Genomic DNA, 17,441 nt, shown 5'->3' with positions numbered 1-17,441 from the left:
AGCATCCCGGATATGAAACAGGATGTCGTCGTCGAGACCGGGCCCGACCCCGTCGACGCCCGGCTCGGCGCCCGCCTCGCCGAGCTGCGGGCCGAACGCGGCTGGTCGCTGGGGGAGTTGGCGGAGCGCAGCGGAGTGAGCAGGTCGACTCTGTCGCGGGCCGAGCGGGCGGAGATCAGCCCGACCGCCTCACTGCTGAACCGGCTGTGCGGGGTCTACGGGCGGACCATGTCCCAGCTGCTCAGCGAGGTCGAGGCCGAGCCCGCGCTGCTGGTGCGGGCCGCCGAGCAGCAGGTGTGGGAGGACCGGGCCTCCGGGTTCCTACGGCGGTCCGTGTCGCCGCCGCACACCGGACTGCGCGGCGAACTCGTCGAGGGGCGGCTCGCCCCGGGCGCCGACATCGCGTACGACCGGCCGCCCGTACCCGGCCTCGAACAGCACATCTGGGTCCTGGAGGGGGCGCTCGACGTGACCGCGCAGGACGTCGAGCACCATCTCGACGCCGGGGACTGTCTGCGGCTGCGGGTGTGGGGGCCGACGCGGTTCCGGTGCGCCGGGTCCGAGCCGGTGCGCTATGTCCTGGCGGTGGTGCTGCCGTGAGCGTGACGCGCCTGGACGAGAGTGAAGTCCTGGACCGGCTGGACGCGTTGGCCGATCTGATGGTCGACACCGTGGACGGGGGCGCCTCGATCGGCTTCCTCGGACCGCTCGACCACGCCGAGGCCACCGCCTGGTGGAAGGAGCGGGCCGCCGGTGTGGCCGCCGGGTCGCTCGCGATCTGGGCCGCCCACGACGGGGAGCGGGTGGTCGGCACGGTCAGCCTGGCCTTCCCCGACAAGCCCAACAGCCGCCACCGCGCCGAACTGGTGAAACTGATGGTGCACCGGGACGCCCGGGGCCGGGGCCTCGGTCGCAGGCTCCTGACCACGGCCGAGGAGGCGGCCGCCGCGGCCGGCATCACCCTCCTCCACCTCGACACCGAGACCGACAGCCCCGCGGAGCACCTCTACACGACGGCCGGCTGGACCCGGGCCGGTGTGATCCCGGACTACGCGGCCGACCCGGCCGGGGTGCTCCGGCCGACCACCGTCTACTTCAAGCAACTGGGAGCAGCCGCTCCCACCAGGTGATTGTCAGTGGGAGCCGCTACGGTGCCTGCCATGCCGGATGCCGAAGACGTACGCCGTATCGCCCTGTCCCTGCCGGACACCACGGAGAGGATCGCCTGGAGCATGCCCACGTTCCGGGTCGCGGGCAAGATGTTCGCCACGCTGCCCGAGGAGGAGACCTCCATCGCGGTGCGCTGCCCCAAGGAGGAGCGGGACGAACTGGTGCTGGCCGAGCCCGAGAAGTTCTGGATCGCCGAGCACGAGGCGCAGTTCGCCTGGGTGCGGGCCAGGCTCGCCGCGCTGGAGGACGAGGACGAACTGCGGGACATCCTCGCCGACTCCTGGCGCCAGGCCGCCCCGACCCGACTCCTGGAGAGCCACCCCGAGTTGGGGAGACCGGCCGCGGACTGAAATTCCCTCGGCCGCCGTCGGGCCGCGTGGCATGATCCGGAACCGTGAGAGCTGTGAGAGCCCAGGCGCCGGGCGTCCCGGTCATCGCGGGCGCGTGTGCGGCTCACGGGGCCGGTTCCGGAGCGAGGCGCACGCGGACCGGCAAGGGAGGGCGTGAGCGGTGACCGGGACCTCGTCGCCCGCCGAACGCGTAGTCGGTGACCAGGGGAGAAAGCCGTCGAGCCCCGCCGTCTGGTCGCGGGACTTCGCCCTGTTCTTCGCCGCGCGGGCCGTCGCCGGACTCGGCGACACCATGCTGCCGGTCGCGCTCGCCGCCGGCCTGCTCCAGCACGGGTACGGGGCGGGTGCGGTCGGTCTCGCCATGGCCGCCACCGCCGCCGCCTTCGCCGGGCTCGTCGTCTTCGGCGGGGTCATCGCGGACCGCTTCGACACCCGCAGGCTGATGATCGGCGCCGACCTGGTCCGCGTGGGCACCCAGGCCCTGGCCGCCACGCTTTTCTTCTCCGGGCACGTGGTGCTCTGGCAGATCTGCGCCATCGGATTCACCAACGGCGTGGCCGGCGCCCTGTTCCAGCCCGGCGTCGCGAGCACGGTGCGCCGCCTTGCCACCGACGTCCAGGGCGCGAACGGCGCGATACGCGTCGCCGAGGCCTGCGCCCAGCTGGCCGGCCCCGCCGTCGCAGGCGTGCTCGTCGGCTTCGCCTCACCCGGCGGCGTCTTCGCGACCCACGCCACCACCTACGCCGTGAGCGCCCTGTGCCTCCTCCTGCTCCGCCTGCCCCCGCGCGCCCCTGACGACGGCCCCACCCCGCAGCGGACCAGCACCTTCGGAGCCGATCTGGTCGAGGGCTGGCGGGAATTCCGGTCCCGCACCTGGCTCTGGGGCGTGATCGCCATCTGGGGCCTCTACATGATCGCCGTCTCGGGCCCGACCGTCCCGCTGGTCGCGACCGAGGTGGTCCAGGAGCACGGCCCGCGCGCCTACGGCCTGGTGAACTCCGCCCTCGGCGCCGGCACGGTGATCGGCGGACTGCTCGCGCTGCGCCTGCGCCCCCGCCGCATGCTCCGCGCCGGGGCCATCGCCCTGGTCGGCTTCGGCGCCTTCCCGGCGAGCGTCGGCGCCGGCCTCGACGTACCGGCCATGGCGGCCGGCGCCGCGGTCGCCGGGGTGGGTATGGCGTTCTGGAGCGTGATGTGGTCGACCAGCGTCCAGACCCAGGTCCCGGCGGACGCACTCAACCGCATCCACGCCTATGACGTGGCGGGCTCCCTCGCCCTGATGCCCGTCGGCCAGGCCCTCGCCGGCCCCTCCGCCGCGCTCCTCGGCGCCGACCACGTGCTCCTCGTCGCCGGTGCGACCAGCCTCGTCGTCTGCGCCGCCCTGCTGTCGGTCCCCGCGATACGCGACCTCGTGCGCGCCGACGCCCGCCCCCGGACCGTCGGCCCCGAATAAACGGGTGCGCGACCACCGACCCGAGTGCGGTATTGTTTCCCTGCACGTTCGGCCGGGGGAAAGCCCAGGTCAGACGGACACCGGGACGTGGCGCAGCTTGGTAGCGCACTTGACTGGGGGTCAAGGGGTCGCAGGTTCAAATCCTGTCGTCCCGACGGTGTGAAGGGTCTTCACAGGCGAGAGCCTGTGGAGACCCTTTCTCGTTCCCTGACGTGATCGCATTGTCAGTGCCCCCTGCCATCATCCCGCCATGCTCTACGACACCTTGGTGGCCGAGGCCCGCAGGAACGACCCGTTCGACGACGTGCGGGCGGGCGCGCTCGCCCGTGCGCGGTGGCTCGTCGATCTTCTGGAACGGCAGCGAGCCGAGTTCGCGGCGGGGCTGCACGGTGCGTACACGCCCGAGCAGTCCCATGCGCGGGACGCGGGGATACAGGCCCAGATCGACGCGGGCCTCGCCGCCTGCGGGGACGAGGAGGGCCGGGCCGCGGTCCTGAGCCTGCTGCTGGCCGCGAGCTTCGGCGACTCGCTGTGGCACTACAGCTCCGAGATCGACTCCCTGGTCTCGCGGGTGCGCGGGTGGACGCCCGCCGAGGTCGCGGTGATGCTGCTGCGCTCCGCCGAGTACGAGATGGGCTTCTGGTTCGCCGGCGCACTCGAGTCCGCCCTGACCGCCGCGGAGGGGCTCGACGCCGAGGACCTCCGTGCGCTCGCGCCCTGGCTGCGGTGGGCGCACACGGAGCTCCTGGACACGGAGATCGGATCAGGAGCAGCCGCCCTCGCCCGCCGGCTGCGCACCCTGCTGGCGCTCGTGGACGGCGCGGAGATCCCCGACGGCCTCATCCCCGCACAGGCGCCCTGGGCCGCCCCGCTCCGCGCCCGTGCGACCGAGGCTCCCACCGCCGAACTGGCCGTACTCGTACGCCACTTGGCGAGCCTGACGGGACCGCGTCCCACCCAGCGCTGGCGCCGCGCATGCCTCACGGCGGTCGAGGCGGCAGGGGCAGCGGGCACGGTCGCCGAAACCCTGCGGGCGCTGGCCGAGGGCGAGCCGCTGTGCAGCAGGGAGCACGGAAACCTCGTGTGGACGTACGGCGACCGTCACCACCACTACGTCGTCCACCAGAACCACGGCGACCTCGCGCGCGGCACCGTCTGGGCCGCCGCCCTGACCACCGGCCCGGCCGCGGTGCCGAACCTCGACGCCCTGGCGCTGCGCACCGGCGGCACCCGGTCGACCGGAGTCGTCGAGGACCTCAGGCTCGCGGGCGCCGCGATCAACGCGCTGGCCGAGATCGACGACCAGGCCGCCCTGGAGTCACTGTGGCGGCTCCGGTCCCGGATCCGGCACCGGGGTCTGCGCAAGCAGCTCGACACCGCGCTCACGACGGCCGCCGGACGGCAGGGCATCACCCCGGAGCAACTTGTCGAGCGCAGCGTGCCCGACCACGGCCTGGCGGCGGACGGCTCGCTGGAACGCGAGGTGGGGGGCCACCGGGTCCGGGTGGAGATCGAGGACGCCACGACCGTACGGATCGGCTTCACCGCCCCCGACGGGCGGACGTCCCGCACGGCGCCCGCAGCGCTGAAGGACGGCTTCCCCGACGCGCTCAAGGAGCTGAAGGCCCTGGTCAGAGAGGTGCGCGGCACGCTGGCGGGGGAGCGGGGCCGGGTCGAGGCCCTGATGTCGGCGGCGCGGGAATGGCCGTACGACACATGGTGTCGCCACTACCGCGACCACCCGGTCACGGGGGTGCTCGTCCGGGGGCTGATCTGGGAGTTCCAGGGCGCGGACGGCACGTGGCGGGCCGTGTCGCCCGGTGAGACCGGGACGGAGGCCGGTGGGGAGCCCGTGCGCGTGCGGCTGTGGCACCCCATCCGGGCCTCGGTGGACGAGATCAGGGCGTGGCGGGAGCGGATCGTCGGCGAACGGCTGCGGCAGCCGTTCAAGCAGGCCTTCCGGGAGCTCTATCTGCTCACCCCGGCCGAGGAGGAGACCGGCGTCTACTCCAACCGGTTCGCCGGGCACATCGTCCACTACCGGCAGCTCTACGCGCTGTTCAAGGAGCGCGGCTGGCAGACCAACTTCCTCGGGCGCTACGACGGCGGTCACGACGGGGAGGCCCGGGCCGAGTTCGCCGACGGCCGGTGGCGGGTCTGCTTCCACCACGAACCCGAGGACGACGGGGGCTACGACGTCGAGCGCGCCGCCACCGACCAGGTGCGCTTCGAGAGACGGGACGGCCGGCGCTGGCGCGAGACCCCGCTGGCCGAGGTGCCACCGCTGGTGTTCAGCGAGGCGATGCGCGACGTCGACCTGTTCGTGGGCGTCACCTCCATCGCGGCGGACCCCGAGTGGAGCGACCGGGGCGAGAGCCGGCACGCCGCCTACTGGCGCAGAGCCGGCTTCGGCGACCTGACGGCGAGCGCCGAGGTCCGCCGGGAGGCGCTGGAACGGATCCTGCCGCGCCTCAAGATCGCCGACCGGTGCACCCTCGGCGGCCGCTTCCTGGTGGTCCGGGGCGACCTGCGGACGTACCGGATCCATCTCGGCTCGGCGAACATCCTGATGGAGCCGGACGACTCCTACCTGTGCATCGTCCCGGCGCGCCGCAGGACCGAGGGCAAGGTGTTCCTGCCGTTCGAGGACGACCGGCTCTCGCTGATTCTCAGCAAGGCCCACCTCCTCGCCGCCGACACGAAGATCAGCGACGAGACGATCCTGCGGCAAATAAAGAGAGGTGGCTGAGGACCGCTACTGGCGGGCCTTGCGGCGTCGCACGACCAGCACGGCACCGGTTCCGACGGCGACGGCCGCGGCCGCCGCCCCCGCGAGGGGCAGCGTCGAGGACGATCCGGTGCTCGCCAGGTCGCCGTCGACGGTGGAGGAGCCGCCCGTGCCGGAGCCGCCAGTGGAGGACGTGGAACCGCCGTCGTCGGTGGCGCCGGCGCTCGGCGTGGCCGTGGAGCCTCCGCCGCCCGTGGACCCGCCCCCGTTCGCGGAGCCGCCCCCGCCCGTCGATCCGCCGCTGCCGGCGACGTCGAGCTGGATGGCGGCGGTGTCGTTCGCCGTGTTCTCGTCGAACGGCCTGGGCTCACCGGCCAGCTTCACCGAACCCTTGGCCCCGGCCACCGCCTTGTCGATCCGCAGCTTGAAGTCGTAGCGCTCGCCGGCACCCGGGTCGACCCAGGCCTGGCTGGTGCCGCACTCGTACGTACGGGACGCGATCTTGTCGCAGAAGCCGTGCGCCTTGGTCACGGTCGTCCCCGCGGGCACCCGCACCACGACCTTGGTCGCCCCGGTGCCGGACTCCCTGCGCACCCACGCGGGTCCGGCGTTGGTGAACTTCACCTCGAAGGACAGGGTTTCGCCGACCTTTCCCTTCAACTGCGCCCCGGACACCTGGAAGTCGGCCGTGTTGACCGCCTGCACCGGCACGTCGGCGGCGTCCCAGCCCTCGTGCTCGCCGGAGCCCGGGGCGGCCGGGGTGGCGTCGGGCTGCTCGACCAGCTTGATGGCGGGGCCGGTCCCGGGCACCGGCCCCTCGTCGACGCCCTCCGTGGGCGCGGGGTCGTCCGCGGACACGACGGCGCGGAGTTCATCGGTGTAGGCCTTGGCGAGGGCCTTGAACTCCTGTGACTTCTCGGGCGCGTAGACGACCCCGGGCTCCACGGTCTGGTCGAACTCACAGACCGCGTCGGAGTAACTGGGCGCCTCGTCGAAGGAACCGACCTCGTAGCGCACGCAGTTGGAGGGAAGGTCGGTGTGGCTCAGCCCCTGGGTGAGGGAGTACGACACCCAGACCTTGGCGAGCGCCTCGGTGCCCGTGTTCGTGAAGGAGACCGGAACGTCGAAGGAGGTGCCCGGCTTCAGCCCCGTCACGGGCGCGATCTCCCCCAGCACCAGTTCGGGCGCGGCGTCGTCGGCGACGGCGGGCGCGGCGCCCAGGGCCATCAGCGCGAGGGCGCCGAGCGCACCGGTGGTCTGTCGGAGCGTACGAGAGCCGGGAACGGCCTGGAACATGCGGGTCCCTCTGGGTGAATCGGCGGTGGCGGACGGTCGAACTGCGGGGAACGCCAGTTCCCGGGAGTGAGACGTCAACGGTCGCCGAATGGTTGTACTCCTCAGGGATTCGTGAGGTCTCGGTTTGCTCGGGTGAAACGCTTGAGCACCCGACGGCCCCGGAATCCACAGCGTGCGGCGCCGGACGGCCGGACGCGGCGCGCATCCACCAAGGACGAACTGGTCGTCGAGTGACAGCGGGACACGGGCGAGCCGAGCACGACCCGGCGCAACGCCGAGTGGCGCCGGTCGGTCAGACCGCGCAGCCCAGATGTGCCAGCGCCTGCTTCAGCAGCACCCCGTGCCCGCCGGGCATCTCGCTCTGCACCGCCTCCGACACGGCGTCCTGGGGGCTGAACCAGACCAGGTCCAGGGCGTCCTGGCGGGGACGGCAGTCGCCGGTCACCGGGACGACGTAGGCCAGCGACACCGCGTGCTGACGGGGGTCGTGGTACGGCGTGATGCCCTGCGTCGGGAAGTACTCGGCCACCGTGAAGGGCTGCGGGGCCGCCGGGATACGGGGCAGCGCCACCGGGCCGAGGTCCTTCTCCAGGTTCCGCATGAGGGCGTCGCGGACACGCTCATGGTGCAGCACGCGGCCGGAGACCAGCGTCCGGCTGACCGTCCCGTCGGGGCCGATACGCAGCAGCAGGCCGACGCTGGTGACCTCGCCGCTGTCGTCGACGCGCACGGGCACAGCCTCGACGTACAGGATCGGCATACGGGCGCGGGCCTGCTCGAGGTCGTCCGTAGTCAGCCAGCCGGGCGTGGTTTCGGTCATGTCAGACATTGCTTGATCATACTTTCAGGAGGGGCCGGAAAGGCCGTAGACCCGACGGGCATTGTGTGCTCCCGCCCACTCTGCGAGCCGCAGCGCGTCGGACAGGCTCAGCTCGTCCTCGTCCACCCGGTCCTGGAGCAGCTCACCCAGGCCCTTGCGGAAGGACAGCGCGCCGAGCGCGTAGAACTCGGACAGACCGTACGCGTCGGAGCTGTACAGCAGTTTGCGGAACGGTGTGATCTCCAGCGCCTCCTCCAGTACCGCCCGCGCCCGGGCCGGGCCGACATGGTGCAGGGTCAGGCCCACATCCAGGTACACCTGCTCGAAGACCGCCGCCAGATAGCCGGCCTGCCGCTGGTAGGGCCAGCAGTGCAGGAGCAGTACCGGGATCGTACCGGCGGTCAGATGCAGCCAGTCCGTGAGGTGCGTGGGGTCCACCCGGTGCAGCCGGATGTCGTTGTCGCCGAACCCCGTGTGCAGCTGGAGCGGGAGGCCCAGGTCGACGGCCGTCCACAGCAGGTTCCGCACCAGGACCGGGTCCTCCAGGCGGCCGCCCACCGCCAGCCGCCGCCGCGCCGCCCGCTCGACCTCCGCCGCCGACGGACGCGCCGGATCCAGGTCGAAGCCCGTCCGGTAGGCCGCCACGGACTTCACCGCCACCACGCCCGGCCGCCCCACCGCCTTCCGCGCGGCCGCGAGGAAGGCCCCCGCGTACGCGTCGGGCTCCACGCCCTCGGCCGCCATCGCCTCCTCGACGCTCTCCAGCCGGACGACCTCGTACACGTCGTCCGCGGCCAGCTCGGTCGGACCGTACCCGGTGTCCACGCAGTAGGTGCCGGTGCCCGCGGCGGCCAGGAAGCGGCGGTTCACCTCCTGCCGGCCCAGTTCCGTCCGCCGTGCCAGGTACTCCTGCGGCGGGGCGTGGCGGTCCAGGTCCAGCAGCGGTGCGCAGTGGCGGCGTACGGCCACGCCCACCGGGGTGTCGAAGGGCGAACTGCCCGGCCAGCGGTCGCCCTCGGTCAGCAGCGACTCGAAGCCGGGCCGGTCCAGGTCGGTGGTCATGACACCGTGGCAGTGGTGGTCGACCAGGCTCAGGGCGGCGAGCGCCTCGTGGACCGCGCCCATGTCAGTACTTCCAGCGGTACGCCGCCGCGACCCGCTCGTCGTCCAGCCCGGCCACGGCCGCGATCTCGCCTTCCCGTACGGCGATCACGGCGTCGGCGAGGACCGGGCCCAGGGCGCCGCGCAGCGCCTGGTCCTCGCGGAACTCCGCCACCGCCTCGGACAGCGTCGTCGGTAGCCGCCGTACGTCGCGTGACTTCGCCTCGTCGGCGCTGAGCCGAGCAGGGTCTCCAGTGGTCTCCTGGGGCAGCTTCGACGCCCGCCGGATGCCCTCCAGGCCCGCCGTGATCACCGCGCCGAGGGCGAGATACGGGTTGGCGGCCAGGTCGACCGGTTTGACCTCCAGATTGGCCGCCTGGTCGTGCAGGCCCAGGGTGCCGGTGACGATCCGTACCGCCGCCTCGCGGGTCTCGCGGCCCCAGGCGGTGAACACCCCGGCCCACTGGGAGGGTTTGAGGCGCAGATAGCTGGCCGGGCTCGGGGCGGTGACCGCGGTCAGGGCCGGCAGGTGACTGAGGATCCCCGCCGCGAAGGACTCCGCCTCCGCCGTCATGCCGTACCGGCCGTCGCCGCCGGAGTGCAGGTTCGTACCGTCCCGCCATGCGGAGAGGTGGAGGTGTCCGCCGTTGCCGACGCCCTCGGCGAAGACCGCGGGGGCGAACGACACCACCAGGCCGTGCCGTTGGGCCACCGCGCGGATCGTCTGCCGCACCAGCACGCTCCGGTCGGCCGCCGCCACCGGGTCCAGGGCGCCCACCGAGACCTCGAACTGTCCTGCCGCGTACTCGGGATGGAGCTGGTCGACGTCGATGCCCTGTGCCGCGAGGGCGGCCAGCAGGTCGGCGGTGCAGTCGCTGAGCTCGACCTGGCGGATCGCGCCGTACGCCGGACCCGACAGGGCCGGGACGAACTTCCCGTCGGCCGACGGGCCTTGGCCGACCGCCCACTCGATCTCGACGGCCGCCTTGAAGGTGATGCCGTGCCTTTGCTCCGCGTCCGCGACGATCCGGCGCAGGAAGGTGCGGGTGCAGCCCGGGTGCCGCTCGCCCTCCTGGGTGACGCGGTCGACCGGCGCCCAGGCCCAGCCGGGTTGCCCGGCGAGGACCACGAGGTGGTCGAGGTCGGGGTAGAGGCGCAGGTCGCCGTCCGGGGAGCCGAGGACGTCGGTGGTGACGATGGAGTCGTTCGCCAGGAAGGTGTCGAAGACCGGCGACATACCGACGCCCCAGGCCGCGGCGGACGCCAGCTTGGCCGTCGGGATCGTCTTCACCCGGCCGACGCCCGCGGTGTCGACGTAGGACAGCACGATCCCGTGCACACCTCTCCCGGACAGCTCGCCGCCCAGGGCGGTGGCACGGTCGACGTCACCGGGACGTCCGCCGGGTACGGGGTCGGCAAGGGTGCTCATACGTCCTCCACGACGGGCCGGGCCTGCGCGTCAGGGTTTCACGGCCACCGCGCCGAACTGCGGTACCGCGCCCGGGGAGTCGGAGTCCGCGCGCCACTGCGAGCACGACACCAGCCCCGGCTCCAGGAGCTCCAGGCCGTCGAAGAACGCGGCGATGTCGGTGCCGCTGCGGGCGGTGATCGGCGGGGTGGCGTTCTCGTTCCAGAACTTCATGGCCGGGATCTGGCCGGCGCCGCCGAGGGCGTCGTCGAAGGTGGGGTGGGTCAGCACCAGATAGCTGCCCGAGGGGACCTCGGCCAGGACCCGGCGGACGATGTCCCGGGCCTTGTCGTAGTCGAGCACGAAGTTGAGGATGCCCAGCATCATCACCGCGACGGGCTGGGTGAAGTCCAGGGTGCGCGCCGCGCGTTCGAGGATCGCCTCCGGCTCGTGGACGTCGGAGTCGATGTAGTCGGTGACGCCCTCGTGGGTGCTGGTGAGCAGGGTGCGGGCGTGGGCGAGGACGATGGGGTCGTTGTCGACGTAGACGATCCGCGCGTCCGGGGCGATGCGCTGGGCGATCTCGTGGGTGTTGTCCACCGTCGGCAGGCCGGTGCCGATGTCCAGGAACTGCCTCACCCCGCGCTCGGCGGCGAGATACCGCACGGCCCGGCCGAGGAAGTCGCGGTCGGCACGGGCGATGGCCCGGATGATCGGGAACATCCCGGCGACATGCTCGCCGACCCGCTGGTCGACCTCGTAGTTGTCCTTGCCGCCGATCCAGTAGTTCCACACACGCGCGTTGTGCGCGACACCGGTGTTCAGCCTCGACGGCACGTCCGGGCTGTCACTCACGTCTCGTCCTCTCCTCGCCCCGACGACCGCGGCGGCGGGCCGTCCTCGCCATTGTGCCGCCGGATGATCAAGCTGTCCCGGAATCGGCTCAAGTGGGCGGCGGGAAAGAGGGGTTGTCCTAGCTCAGTACGTCGTCGAGGCGCTTCGTGCCCGCGCGCACCGCGTCCTCGACCGAGTCGTCCTCGTCGCCGTCGAGGCCACCGGCCGTCACCGTGATCGCGTCCGTGCCGACGCGTACGGCGGCGACGTCCAGGGTGAGGGTGGCCGGGTCGCCGCCGGACGTGCCCTGGACGGTCACCCGCAGCCCCTGCCGCGCGTCGCCCTCCTCGGGCACCGAGGCCTCGGTGACCTGGACCGTGCGCCGGTCGCCCGCCGAGTCGACCGCGGTGAACTGGTCGCACTTGGCCGGCAGGGACTTCAGCCAGGCCAGGGAGGCGTCGAGGCCCGCCCGCTGGTAGGCGCCCACCTGGTAGAGCAGCCGGGAGTCCCCCTCCTCGAAGCCGGTGAGCGCGGAGGCGCCGGACGGCTCGCCCAGCAGGGTGTCGCTGTAGAGGCCGTCGAGGAGCTTCTGGCAGTCGGCGGCGTCCGCCTTGGCGGTGAGGAAGTCGGCCACGTCGACCTTGCCGATGAGCAGGCTGTCGCGCCAGGTCGCGGCGTCGTCGACCTTCGTCCAGTCGTCCTCCAGGTCGGTCTCGGTGATGAGGGCCTGGCGTGCCGTGGCCTCGGTGAGGCGGGGCGCGGCGGAGGCGGTCGGGGAGTCGGCGGCCAGGGGGGAGGCGCCGATGGCCGAGTCGCGGGAGTCCTTGTCGTCGTCCGAGCAGGCCGCACAGGTCAGCAGCACGGTCGCGGCCAGGGCCGGGGCGAGGACGCGGGCGGGTCGGGACGGACGACGGGTCATCGCGGATGCCTCCTGGGGGCGTGGGTGTGCCTCCAGCGCATCACCGGCCCGTGCGGCTCACCAGCTCAGTCGGACCGTTCGGGTGAGCGGTGGGGGAGATGCAGGCGGTGCTCGTGGCGGGCACGGGGCTCGTGTTCCGCGCGCCGGGCGCGTTCGGCGAGCCCGGCCTCCAGGACGTGCACCTTGCGGCCGCCGCATCGGGGGCAGACCGCGTCCGCGAGGGGTGACCTCATGGCCCTGCCCGCCTCGTCGACGTACTCCTGTGTGGTCAGGCCGGAGGCGTCCAGCGGGTCGGTGAAGAACATGACCTGGAAGGTGGCCTCCCAGGTGTGGCCGCAGTCTCCGCAGGTGAACGCGAAGGTCTCCGGCACCGATCGGGGCTCCTCCGTCATGGGTCCTCCGTCGCGTGAGGGCGTCGGCCCCAGCAGATGACGGCGTGCGGGGTACGGCAACTCGAACGACCCGCCCGGCATGCCCGCCCGTGCGCCGCCGCCGACACTGGCTCCAAGTGCCCGCGCCCGAAGGAGTCGCCATGCTGCCCGGATTCCTGACCAGGGCCGTCGGGTTGCTGCTGGGCCGGGAAGGGCGCTCGCTCCATCTGAAGGCGGCGGGCGGGGCCACGGCCGTCCTCGTGGTGGTGATGCTGCTCGGTTCGTGGGCGGTGGTGGCCGCCGAGGACGGGGCGCGGGGCGCCAATCTCACGTCGTACCCGAAGGCGCTGTGGTGGTCGATCGAGACGGCGACGACCGTCGGATACGGCGACTTCTACCCGGTGACGCCGTGGGGCCGGGTCGTCGGCTCGGTGGTGATGGTCGTCGGTATCACCACGTACGGCATGGTCACCGCGGCCCTGGCCACCTGGTTCGTCGGCAAGGAGCAGAAGCGCCGCCACCGCCTCGGCCACGAGACGGTCCAGGCCCTGCACGAACGCTTCGACAGACTGGAGCAGTTGGTGACCGGAAAAGGCGAACGGCACTGATCGCTACCGGGCAGTACCCCGGCACTTGACGCCCGTCACGCCTCGGGTAGGGTCCCGTGCGGTCTGTCATGGGCGGGTGCCGAAGGGGGAGACGGGACGATGGAGTTCCATGTGGTCGACGAGGAGGAGTCCACGTCGGACGGGGCACGGCTGGAGGACCTGGCTCCCGAACCCCTGCTGACCCGGGACTACGAGACGCGCCCCGCGCTCGTCTACGAACGGCTGCGCGAGCGTCACGGTCCGGTCGCGCCGGTCGACCTGCTGGGCGTGCCCGCCTGGCTCGTGCTCGGCTACCGCGAGTCGCTCCAGGTCCTCCAGGACGACGCCGGCTGGCCGAAGGGACTGGAGAACTGGCGGGCCCGCACCGAGGGGCGGGTGCCCGCCGACTGGCCGCTCGGGCCCTCCCTGGAGGTCAACCACGTACTGATCCAGGGCGGTCCCGGCTACCCCCGGCTCCGCGGCGCCTGGGACGCGGCCCTGCGGCCCTTCCAGGACCCGCGCCACCCACAGGCCAAGCGGCTCAAGGCCGCCGTCACGGGCTACGCCGACGAACTGATCGGCCTGCTCGCGCAGGGCGGCCGTACGGGGCTCGCCGATCTGTCGGCGCAGTTCTCCCGCCCGCTGCCGCTGATGGCGGCGAGCCATCTGCTCGGCTTCCCCGGTTCGCAGGGCGACGACGCCCTGATGGACATGTGGCGGGTGCTGGACGCAGGCCCGGACGCCGAACCCGCCCTGGCGCGGCTGCTGGTGACGCTGTCGGAGCTGGCCGCCGCGAAGAAGGAGAAGCCGGGGGACGACTTCCCCTCCCATCTGCTCGCCGCCCACCCGGACCTCACGGTCGACGAACTGGCCCGCGAGCTGTTCATGCTGCTCGGCATGACCTCCGACCACGTCGGCATCCTCATCTCCAACACCGTCGTCGAGGTCATCTCCGGGGAGGGCGACGGCGGGGTGCGCCAGACGCTGTCCGCCGGCATGGTCCGCGAGACCATGAACCGGGTGGTCATGCGCAAGCCGCCGCTGGTCAACTTCGTGCCGCGGTTCGCGGCCGCGGACACCCCGCTTGGCGACTACACCATCCGCGCCGGCGACCCGGTGTGGGTCTCCTCCGCCGCCGCGCACGCCGACCCGCTGTTCGCCGGGCAGATGGCACCGGGCTCCTCCAGCATCAGCAGCCGCGCGCACCTGGCATGGGGCGCTGGCCCGCGTCAGTGTCCGGCCCGGGAGCTGGCGTCGACGATCGCGGCGGCCGGGGTGAGCCGCATCGTGGAACGGTTCGGGCATCTGGAGCTCGCCCTGCCGGTGGACCAACTGCCGTGGCGTTCCTCGCCGTTCATGCGGGGGCTGCGGTCCCTGCCGGTGCGCTACGAGCTCTCGAGCACGTTCGTGCCGGAGCCGGTACCGGCCGCGGAGCCCGCCACCGACGTACCGGAGGCACAGGACCCGGCGGTCAAGCGGCGCTCGTCGCTGTGGCGGTACCTGACCGGGCTCATCCGCTCGGGAGACTAGGCGCCCGGCGTGACCTGTCCGTGCTGCCAGGCCCACGCGGCGATCTCCACGCGGTTCCGGGCCCGGAGTTTCAGCTGGACGCTGGACAGGTGCGTTTTGACCGTGGACAGGGAGACGTACAGCTCGGCGGCGATCTCGGCGTTGGTGCGGCCGAGGGCGACCAGGCGGACGACGTCGAGTTCGCGCTCCGTGAGCTGCTCGGTCAGGGGCGCGGGGCGGGTGGGGGCGGCCGGCTGCGGGGCGTCGGTCACGTGCTTCAGCAGACGGACGGTGACCGAGGGGGAGACCAGCGAGTCGCCGGCCGCGGCGGCCCGGACCGCCTCCGCGAGAAGGGCGGGACCGGAGTCCTTCAGGAGGAAGCCGCAGGCGCCGCCGCGCAGCGCGCCGTACACGTACTCGTCGAGGTCGAAGGTGGTGACCACGACCACCCGCAGCGGGTCGGCGACCTCCGGCCCGGCCAGCAGCCGGGTGGCCGCCAGACCGTCCAGCTTCGGCATCCGGATGTCCAGCAGACACACGTCCGGGCGCAGTTCACGGGCCAGCGCCACCGCCTCCTCCCCGTCGGCGGCCTCGGCGACGACGGTCATGTCGGGCTGCGCGTTGAGGAAGAAACGGAAGCCGGTGCGGACCATGTCCTGGTCGTCGGCGATGAGCACCCGGATGGGGCTGCCGGGGGCGCCGGTCGGGCTGGGGGCGGTCATGGCTCGATCATGCCTCACGGACACGGCTGGCCGGACGGCCCGCCGCTGTCGTGGCGGCGGGCCGTGCGGGGTGGTCGGCTCGGTGCACGGTCTGTGCCGAGGTGGCCGGACAGCTCGCCGCTGTTGTGGCGGCGGGCCCGGCGCGGGTGGTCGGTTCAGTCCGCGGTCTGCGCCGGATCGGCGGTCACCCTCCGCAGCAGGGGACGGCTGGTGCTGATCGCGGCGAACATCGCCAGTGCGCCCAGCACCGTGCAGGCGGCCAGTTGCAGGAGGCCGGTGGTGTTGATCGTGGTGCCGAACGCCTCGTTGAGCTTGCTGGAGCCGTACATGCCCATCGCGGTGGTGCCGCCCGCCAGGATCACCAGCGGGACGACCGTCTCGCGGACCCTGGCCCGGTCCAGCACCTTCAGCGGGGTGCCGGCCAGCCGGAGCAGGCCGTACACGCGGCGCCGGTCCAGGACGTTCGCCGCGGCGGTCAGTCCCGCCGAGGCGGTCGCCACGACGAAGCTCAGGGCCAGGGTCGCGATGCTGACCTCGGCGATCCGCCCGGTGGCGATGCTGTCGTTCGCCCCGGCGTAGTCACCGGAGTACGGCGGTGTGCCCGGGGCGAGCGGGCTGAGCACGGTGACGGCGGTGTCGATACGGTCCGTGCCGCCGGAGACATGCGCGATCACACCCGGGGTACCGCCCAGCACGGTGTCGAAGTCGTCCTCCCGCCCGACGGTGACCGTGGCGGTGACACCGGCCCGGTGCAGCAGCGTACGAGCCTGTGCGGCCGCATGCCGGGCGGTGCCGGCGTCGGTGGTGACCACGGCGACCTGGTCCCGGTACTGCCCGGTGTCGGTGCCCAGCATGCTGACGGAGAAGAACCCGGCCGCGAACCCGGCCAGCACCAGACCGCTGACGGTCCGCCAGGCGCTCCGCGGATCGTCGCTGAGCCGGCGCGCGGCCAGCAGGGTCGCCGGACGGCGGGCGAAGCGGCCCAGCAGTCGGCCCAGCCGGTCCACGACCCACGGGCCGAACAGCCAGAACGTGCCGTAGAACAGCAGCAGAAGGGTCAGGAGCTGCCGCTTGTTCAGCTGGCCGCCACCGCTGGACGTCGCCCAGATGTAGCCGAGGGCGCCCACGAACAGCAGAAGACGGATCATCCGGGTGCGCCTCGGATGCGACTGCTGCGCCACGCCGAGCGGTGAGGTCGCCACCTGGCGCAGCATCGACACCGCGCTGACGGTGAGCAGGGCGGTGACACCCAGCACGACGGCCGCGAACCAGCCGGTGCCGACCCAGAGCTGGCCGGTGTACCAGCTGCCGATGCCGTACGGGATCCGTGCGAGGGCGGGCAGCAGGGCCGTGTAGGCGAGCGCGCCGGCGAGGGCTCCGGCCAGGCCGACGGCGGCCGCCTCCAGAGCGGTCATCGCGATGATCTGGCGCGGCGTCGCCCCGGCCAACCGCAGCGCGGCGAGCCGCTGTTCGCGCCGGGCCGCGCCGAGCCGCCCGGCGGCGGAGGCCAGCACGACCACGGGCATCGCCAGGAGCACGACCCCGAGCAGGGCCGCCGCCTGGTCGGAGTCGGTGAACATACTCCGCCGGGTGCCGGAGAACCCGGAGATCTCGGCGCGCGCGGTCTGCCCGGTGTCGTACGCGGTGGCGCCGCCCTCGGCGGCAGAGGACACGGCGGCCGCGCCCGGTGCCCGCCCGACCACGGCGACCAGCTCGTCCGGGGAGGCGAGACCGGCGGCGCCGATCGTGCCGTAGGACGCCGACTTCGGGAAACGGTCGGCGAGTTGGTTCGCCGGCAGCTTGTGCAGCAGGTCGGCGAGGGCGGGGGAGACATACACCTCGCCCTGCTTCGGGAAGGCCTTGAGGCCGGGCGGGGCGGGGGTCCGCGCGCGGTCGGGCAGCTGGGCCAGCGAGACGACCGTGACGGGCTCGTGGCGGACGTACGTCGTGGCGAGCGCCTGGACGGCGGTGCCGTGCCTGACGGGGTCGGGCGTGCGCCAGGCCGTGCGGTCGGCGCGGACGGCGGAACCGGTCGTGGCGGCGATCATCACCAGCATGACGAACGCGCCGACGGCGGCGGCACCGGCCGCGAGCAGCTGGCTCTGCAGGCCGCGGCGGCCGGAGGACCGGGCGAGATGCCAGGTCAGGGGCAGGACGGGGGAGCGCATCACAT

At 72.9% G+C, this 17,441-nt stretch carries 16 protein-coding genes and 1 tRNA gene; 8 read left to right on the top strand and 9 right to left on the bottom strand.

What is annotated here, in order from left to right:
* The first annotated feature begins 12 nt into the window (after positions 1-12).
* The 6 genes from ACFY0U_RS18590 to ACFY0U_RS18565 all read left to right on the top strand — a co-directional run bounded on the left by ACFY0U_RS18590 (position 13) and on the right by ACFY0U_RS18565 (position 5,722).
* The gene (locus ACFY0U_RS18590) at positions 13-600 is read left to right on the top strand and encodes a helix-turn-helix domain-containing protein (protein WP_388636551.1); all 588 of its coding nucleotides are present in this window, start codon (positions 13-15) and stop codon (positions 598-600) included.
* A complete protein-coding gene (locus tag ACFY0U_RS18585) occupies positions 597-1,130 on the top strand; it encodes a GNAT family N-acetyltransferase (protein ID WP_388636549.1) in 534 nt (177 codons plus the stop codon). The genes ACFY0U_RS18590 and ACFY0U_RS18585 overlap by 4 nt, the downstream gene beginning before the upstream one ends.
* 30 nt (positions 1,131-1,160) lie before the next feature.
* Positions 1,161-1,520, top strand: coding sequence for an MmcQ/YjbR family DNA-binding protein (locus tag ACFY0U_RS18580; RefSeq protein WP_388636547.1), 360 nt, complete (start codon positions 1,161-1,163; stop codon positions 1,518-1,520).
* A 160-nt stretch (positions 1,521-1,680) separates the two neighbouring features.
* Positions 1,681-2,973 (top strand): MFS transporter, encoded by a 1,293-nt coding sequence (locus ACFY0U_RS18575; RefSeq protein WP_388636545.1) that lies wholly within the window; start codon positions 1,681-1,683, stop codon positions 2,971-2,973.
* A gap of 81 nt (positions 2,974-3,054) precedes the next feature.
* Positions 3,055-3,128 (top strand) — tRNA-Pro (locus ACFY0U_RS18570).
* A gap of 95 nt (positions 3,129-3,223) precedes the next feature.
* Positions 3,224-5,722 carry a DUF4132 domain-containing protein gene (locus ACFY0U_RS18565; protein ID WP_388636543.1) on the top strand — a complete coding sequence of 833 codons (2,499 nt, stop codon included), beginning with the start codon at positions 3,224-3,226 and terminating at the stop codon, positions 5,720-5,722.
* 6 nt (positions 5,723-5,728) lie between these two features.
* Here ACFY0U_RS18565 and ACFY0U_RS18560 read toward each other — a convergent pair whose 3' ends face one another.
* The 7 genes from ACFY0U_RS18560 to ACFY0U_RS18530 all read right to left on the bottom strand — a co-directional run bounded on the left by ACFY0U_RS18560 (position 5,729) and on the right by ACFY0U_RS18530 (position 12,471).
* Positions 5,729-6,997, bottom strand: a complete 1,269-nt coding sequence (locus ACFY0U_RS18560) for an LPXTG cell wall anchor domain-containing protein (protein ID WP_388636541.1) — start codon at positions 6,995-6,997, stop codon at positions 5,729-5,731.
* A gap of 292 nt (positions 6,998-7,289) precedes the next feature.
* On the bottom strand, positions 7,290-7,826 hold the full coding sequence (locus ACFY0U_RS18555) for an NUDIX hydrolase family protein (protein WP_388636539.1): 537 nt from the start codon (positions 7,824-7,826) through the stop codon (positions 7,290-7,292).
* Between the two features lie 15 nt (positions 7,827-7,841).
* On the bottom strand, positions 7,842-8,942 hold the full coding sequence (locus ACFY0U_RS18550; RefSeq protein ID WP_388636537.1) for an amidohydrolase family protein: 1,101 nt from the start codon (positions 8,940-8,942) through the stop codon (positions 7,842-7,844).
* Between the two features lies 1 nt (position 8,943).
* Positions 8,944-10,347 (bottom strand): glutamine synthetase family protein, encoded by a 1,404-nt coding sequence (locus ACFY0U_RS18545; RefSeq protein ID WP_388636535.1) that lies wholly within the window; start codon positions 10,345-10,347, stop codon positions 8,944-8,946.
* Between the two features lie 30 nt (positions 10,348-10,377).
* Positions 10,378-11,181 (bottom strand): SAM-dependent methyltransferase, encoded by an 804-nt coding sequence (locus ACFY0U_RS18540; RefSeq protein WP_388636533.1) that lies wholly within the window; start codon positions 11,179-11,181, stop codon positions 10,378-10,380.
* Positions 11,182-11,299: 118 nt separating this feature from the next.
* A complete protein-coding gene (locus tag ACFY0U_RS18535) occupies positions 11,300-12,079 on the bottom strand; it encodes a hypothetical protein (protein WP_388636531.1) in 780 nt (259 codons plus the stop codon).
* Between the two features lie 65 nt (positions 12,080-12,144).
* Complete coding sequence (locus tag ACFY0U_RS18530; protein WP_388636529.1) at positions 12,145-12,471, bottom strand: hypothetical protein; 327 nt, start codon at positions 12,469-12,471, stop codon at positions 12,145-12,147.
* Positions 12,472-12,611: 140 nt separating this feature from the next.
* Here ACFY0U_RS18530 and ACFY0U_RS18525 point away from each other — a divergent pair, with 140 nt between their 5' ends.
* Both ACFY0U_RS18525 and ACFY0U_RS18520 read left to right on the top strand, forming a co-directional pair.
* Complete coding sequence (locus ACFY0U_RS18525) at positions 12,612-13,058, top strand: potassium channel family protein (protein WP_388636527.1); 447 nt, start codon at positions 12,612-12,614, stop codon at positions 13,056-13,058.
* A 99-nt stretch (positions 13,059-13,157) separates the two neighbouring features.
* The gene (locus tag ACFY0U_RS18520) at positions 13,158-14,567 is read left to right on the top strand and encodes a cytochrome P450 (protein WP_388636524.1); all 1,410 of its coding nucleotides are present in this window, start codon (positions 13,158-13,160) and stop codon (positions 14,565-14,567) included.
* On the opposite strand, the gene ACFY0U_RS18515 is transcribed toward ACFY0U_RS18520, so the two are convergent.
* Positions 14,564-15,268 carry a response regulator gene (locus tag ACFY0U_RS18515; protein WP_388636522.1) on the bottom strand — a complete coding sequence of 235 codons (705 nt, stop codon included), beginning with the start codon at positions 15,266-15,268 and terminating at the stop codon, positions 14,564-14,566. The genes ACFY0U_RS18520 and ACFY0U_RS18515 overlap by 4 nt on opposite strands.
* 155 nt (positions 15,269-15,423) lie before the next feature.
* The gene (locus ACFY0U_RS18510; RefSeq protein ID WP_388636520.1) at positions 15,424-17,436 is read right to left on the bottom strand and encodes an FtsX-like permease family protein; all 2,013 of its coding nucleotides are present in this window, start codon (positions 17,434-17,436) and stop codon (positions 15,424-15,426) included.
* Between the last annotated feature and the right edge of the window lie 5 nt (positions 17,437-17,441).

It is taken from the genome of Streptomyces sp. NPDC001536, from assembly GCF_042894505.1.
Classification (GTDB): Bacteria; Actinomycetota; Actinomycetes; order Streptomycetales; family Streptomycetaceae; genus Streptomyces.
The sequence above is the reverse complement of the archived record's forward strand: the minus strand, read 5'-3'. Positions and strand labels throughout refer to the sequence as shown.

Excerpts from the sequence above, each read along its gene's own strand:
- ACFY0U_RS18550 (WP_388636537.1), bottom strand. The coding sequence starts at position 8,942 with ATGGGCGCGGTCCACGAGGCGCTCGCCGCCCTGAGCCTGGTCGACCAC.
- ACFY0U_RS18545 (WP_388636535.1), bottom strand. The coding sequence starts at position 10,347 with ATGAGCACCCTTGCCGACCCCGTACCCGGCGGACGTCCCGGTGACGTC.
- ACFY0U_RS18555 (WP_388636539.1), bottom strand. The coding sequence starts at position 7,826 with ATGTCTGACATGACCGAAACCACGCCCGGCTGGCTGACTACGGACGAC.
- ACFY0U_RS18565 (WP_388636543.1), top strand. The coding sequence starts at position 3,224 with ATGCTCTACGACACCTTGGTGGCCGAGGCCCGCAGGAACGACCCGTTC.
- ACFY0U_RS18560 (WP_388636541.1), bottom strand. The coding sequence starts at position 6,997 with ATGTTCCAGGCCGTTCCCGGCTCTCGTACGCTCCGACAGACCACCGGT.
- ACFY0U_RS18530 (WP_388636529.1), bottom strand. The coding sequence starts at position 12,471 with ATGACGGAGGAGCCCCGATCGGTGCCGGAGACCTTCGCGTTCACCTGC.
- ACFY0U_RS18535 (WP_388636531.1), bottom strand. The coding sequence starts at position 12,079 with ATGACCCGTCGTCCGTCCCGACCCGCCCGCGTCCTCGCCCCGGCCCTG.
- ACFY0U_RS18580 (WP_388636547.1), top strand. The coding sequence starts at position 1,161 with ATGCCGGATGCCGAAGACGTACGCCGTATCGCCCTGTCCCTGCCGGAC.
- ACFY0U_RS18510 (WP_388636520.1), bottom strand. The coding sequence starts at position 17,436 with ATGCGCTCCCCCGTCCTGCCCCTGACCTGGCATCTCGCCCGGTCCTCC.
- ACFY0U_RS18515 (WP_388636522.1), bottom strand. The coding sequence starts at position 15,268 with ATGACCGCCCCCAGCCCGACCGGCGCCCCCGGCAGCCCCATCCGGGTG.
- ACFY0U_RS18525 (WP_388636527.1), top strand. The coding sequence starts at position 12,612 with ATGCTGCCCGGATTCCTGACCAGGGCCGTCGGGTTGCTGCTGGGCCGG.
- ACFY0U_RS18520 (WP_388636524.1), top strand. The coding sequence starts at position 13,158 with ATGGAGTTCCATGTGGTCGACGAGGAGGAGTCCACGTCGGACGGGGCA.
- ACFY0U_RS18590 (WP_388636551.1), top strand. The coding sequence starts at position 13 with ATGAAACAGGATGTCGTCGTCGAGACCGGGCCCGACCCCGTCGACGCC.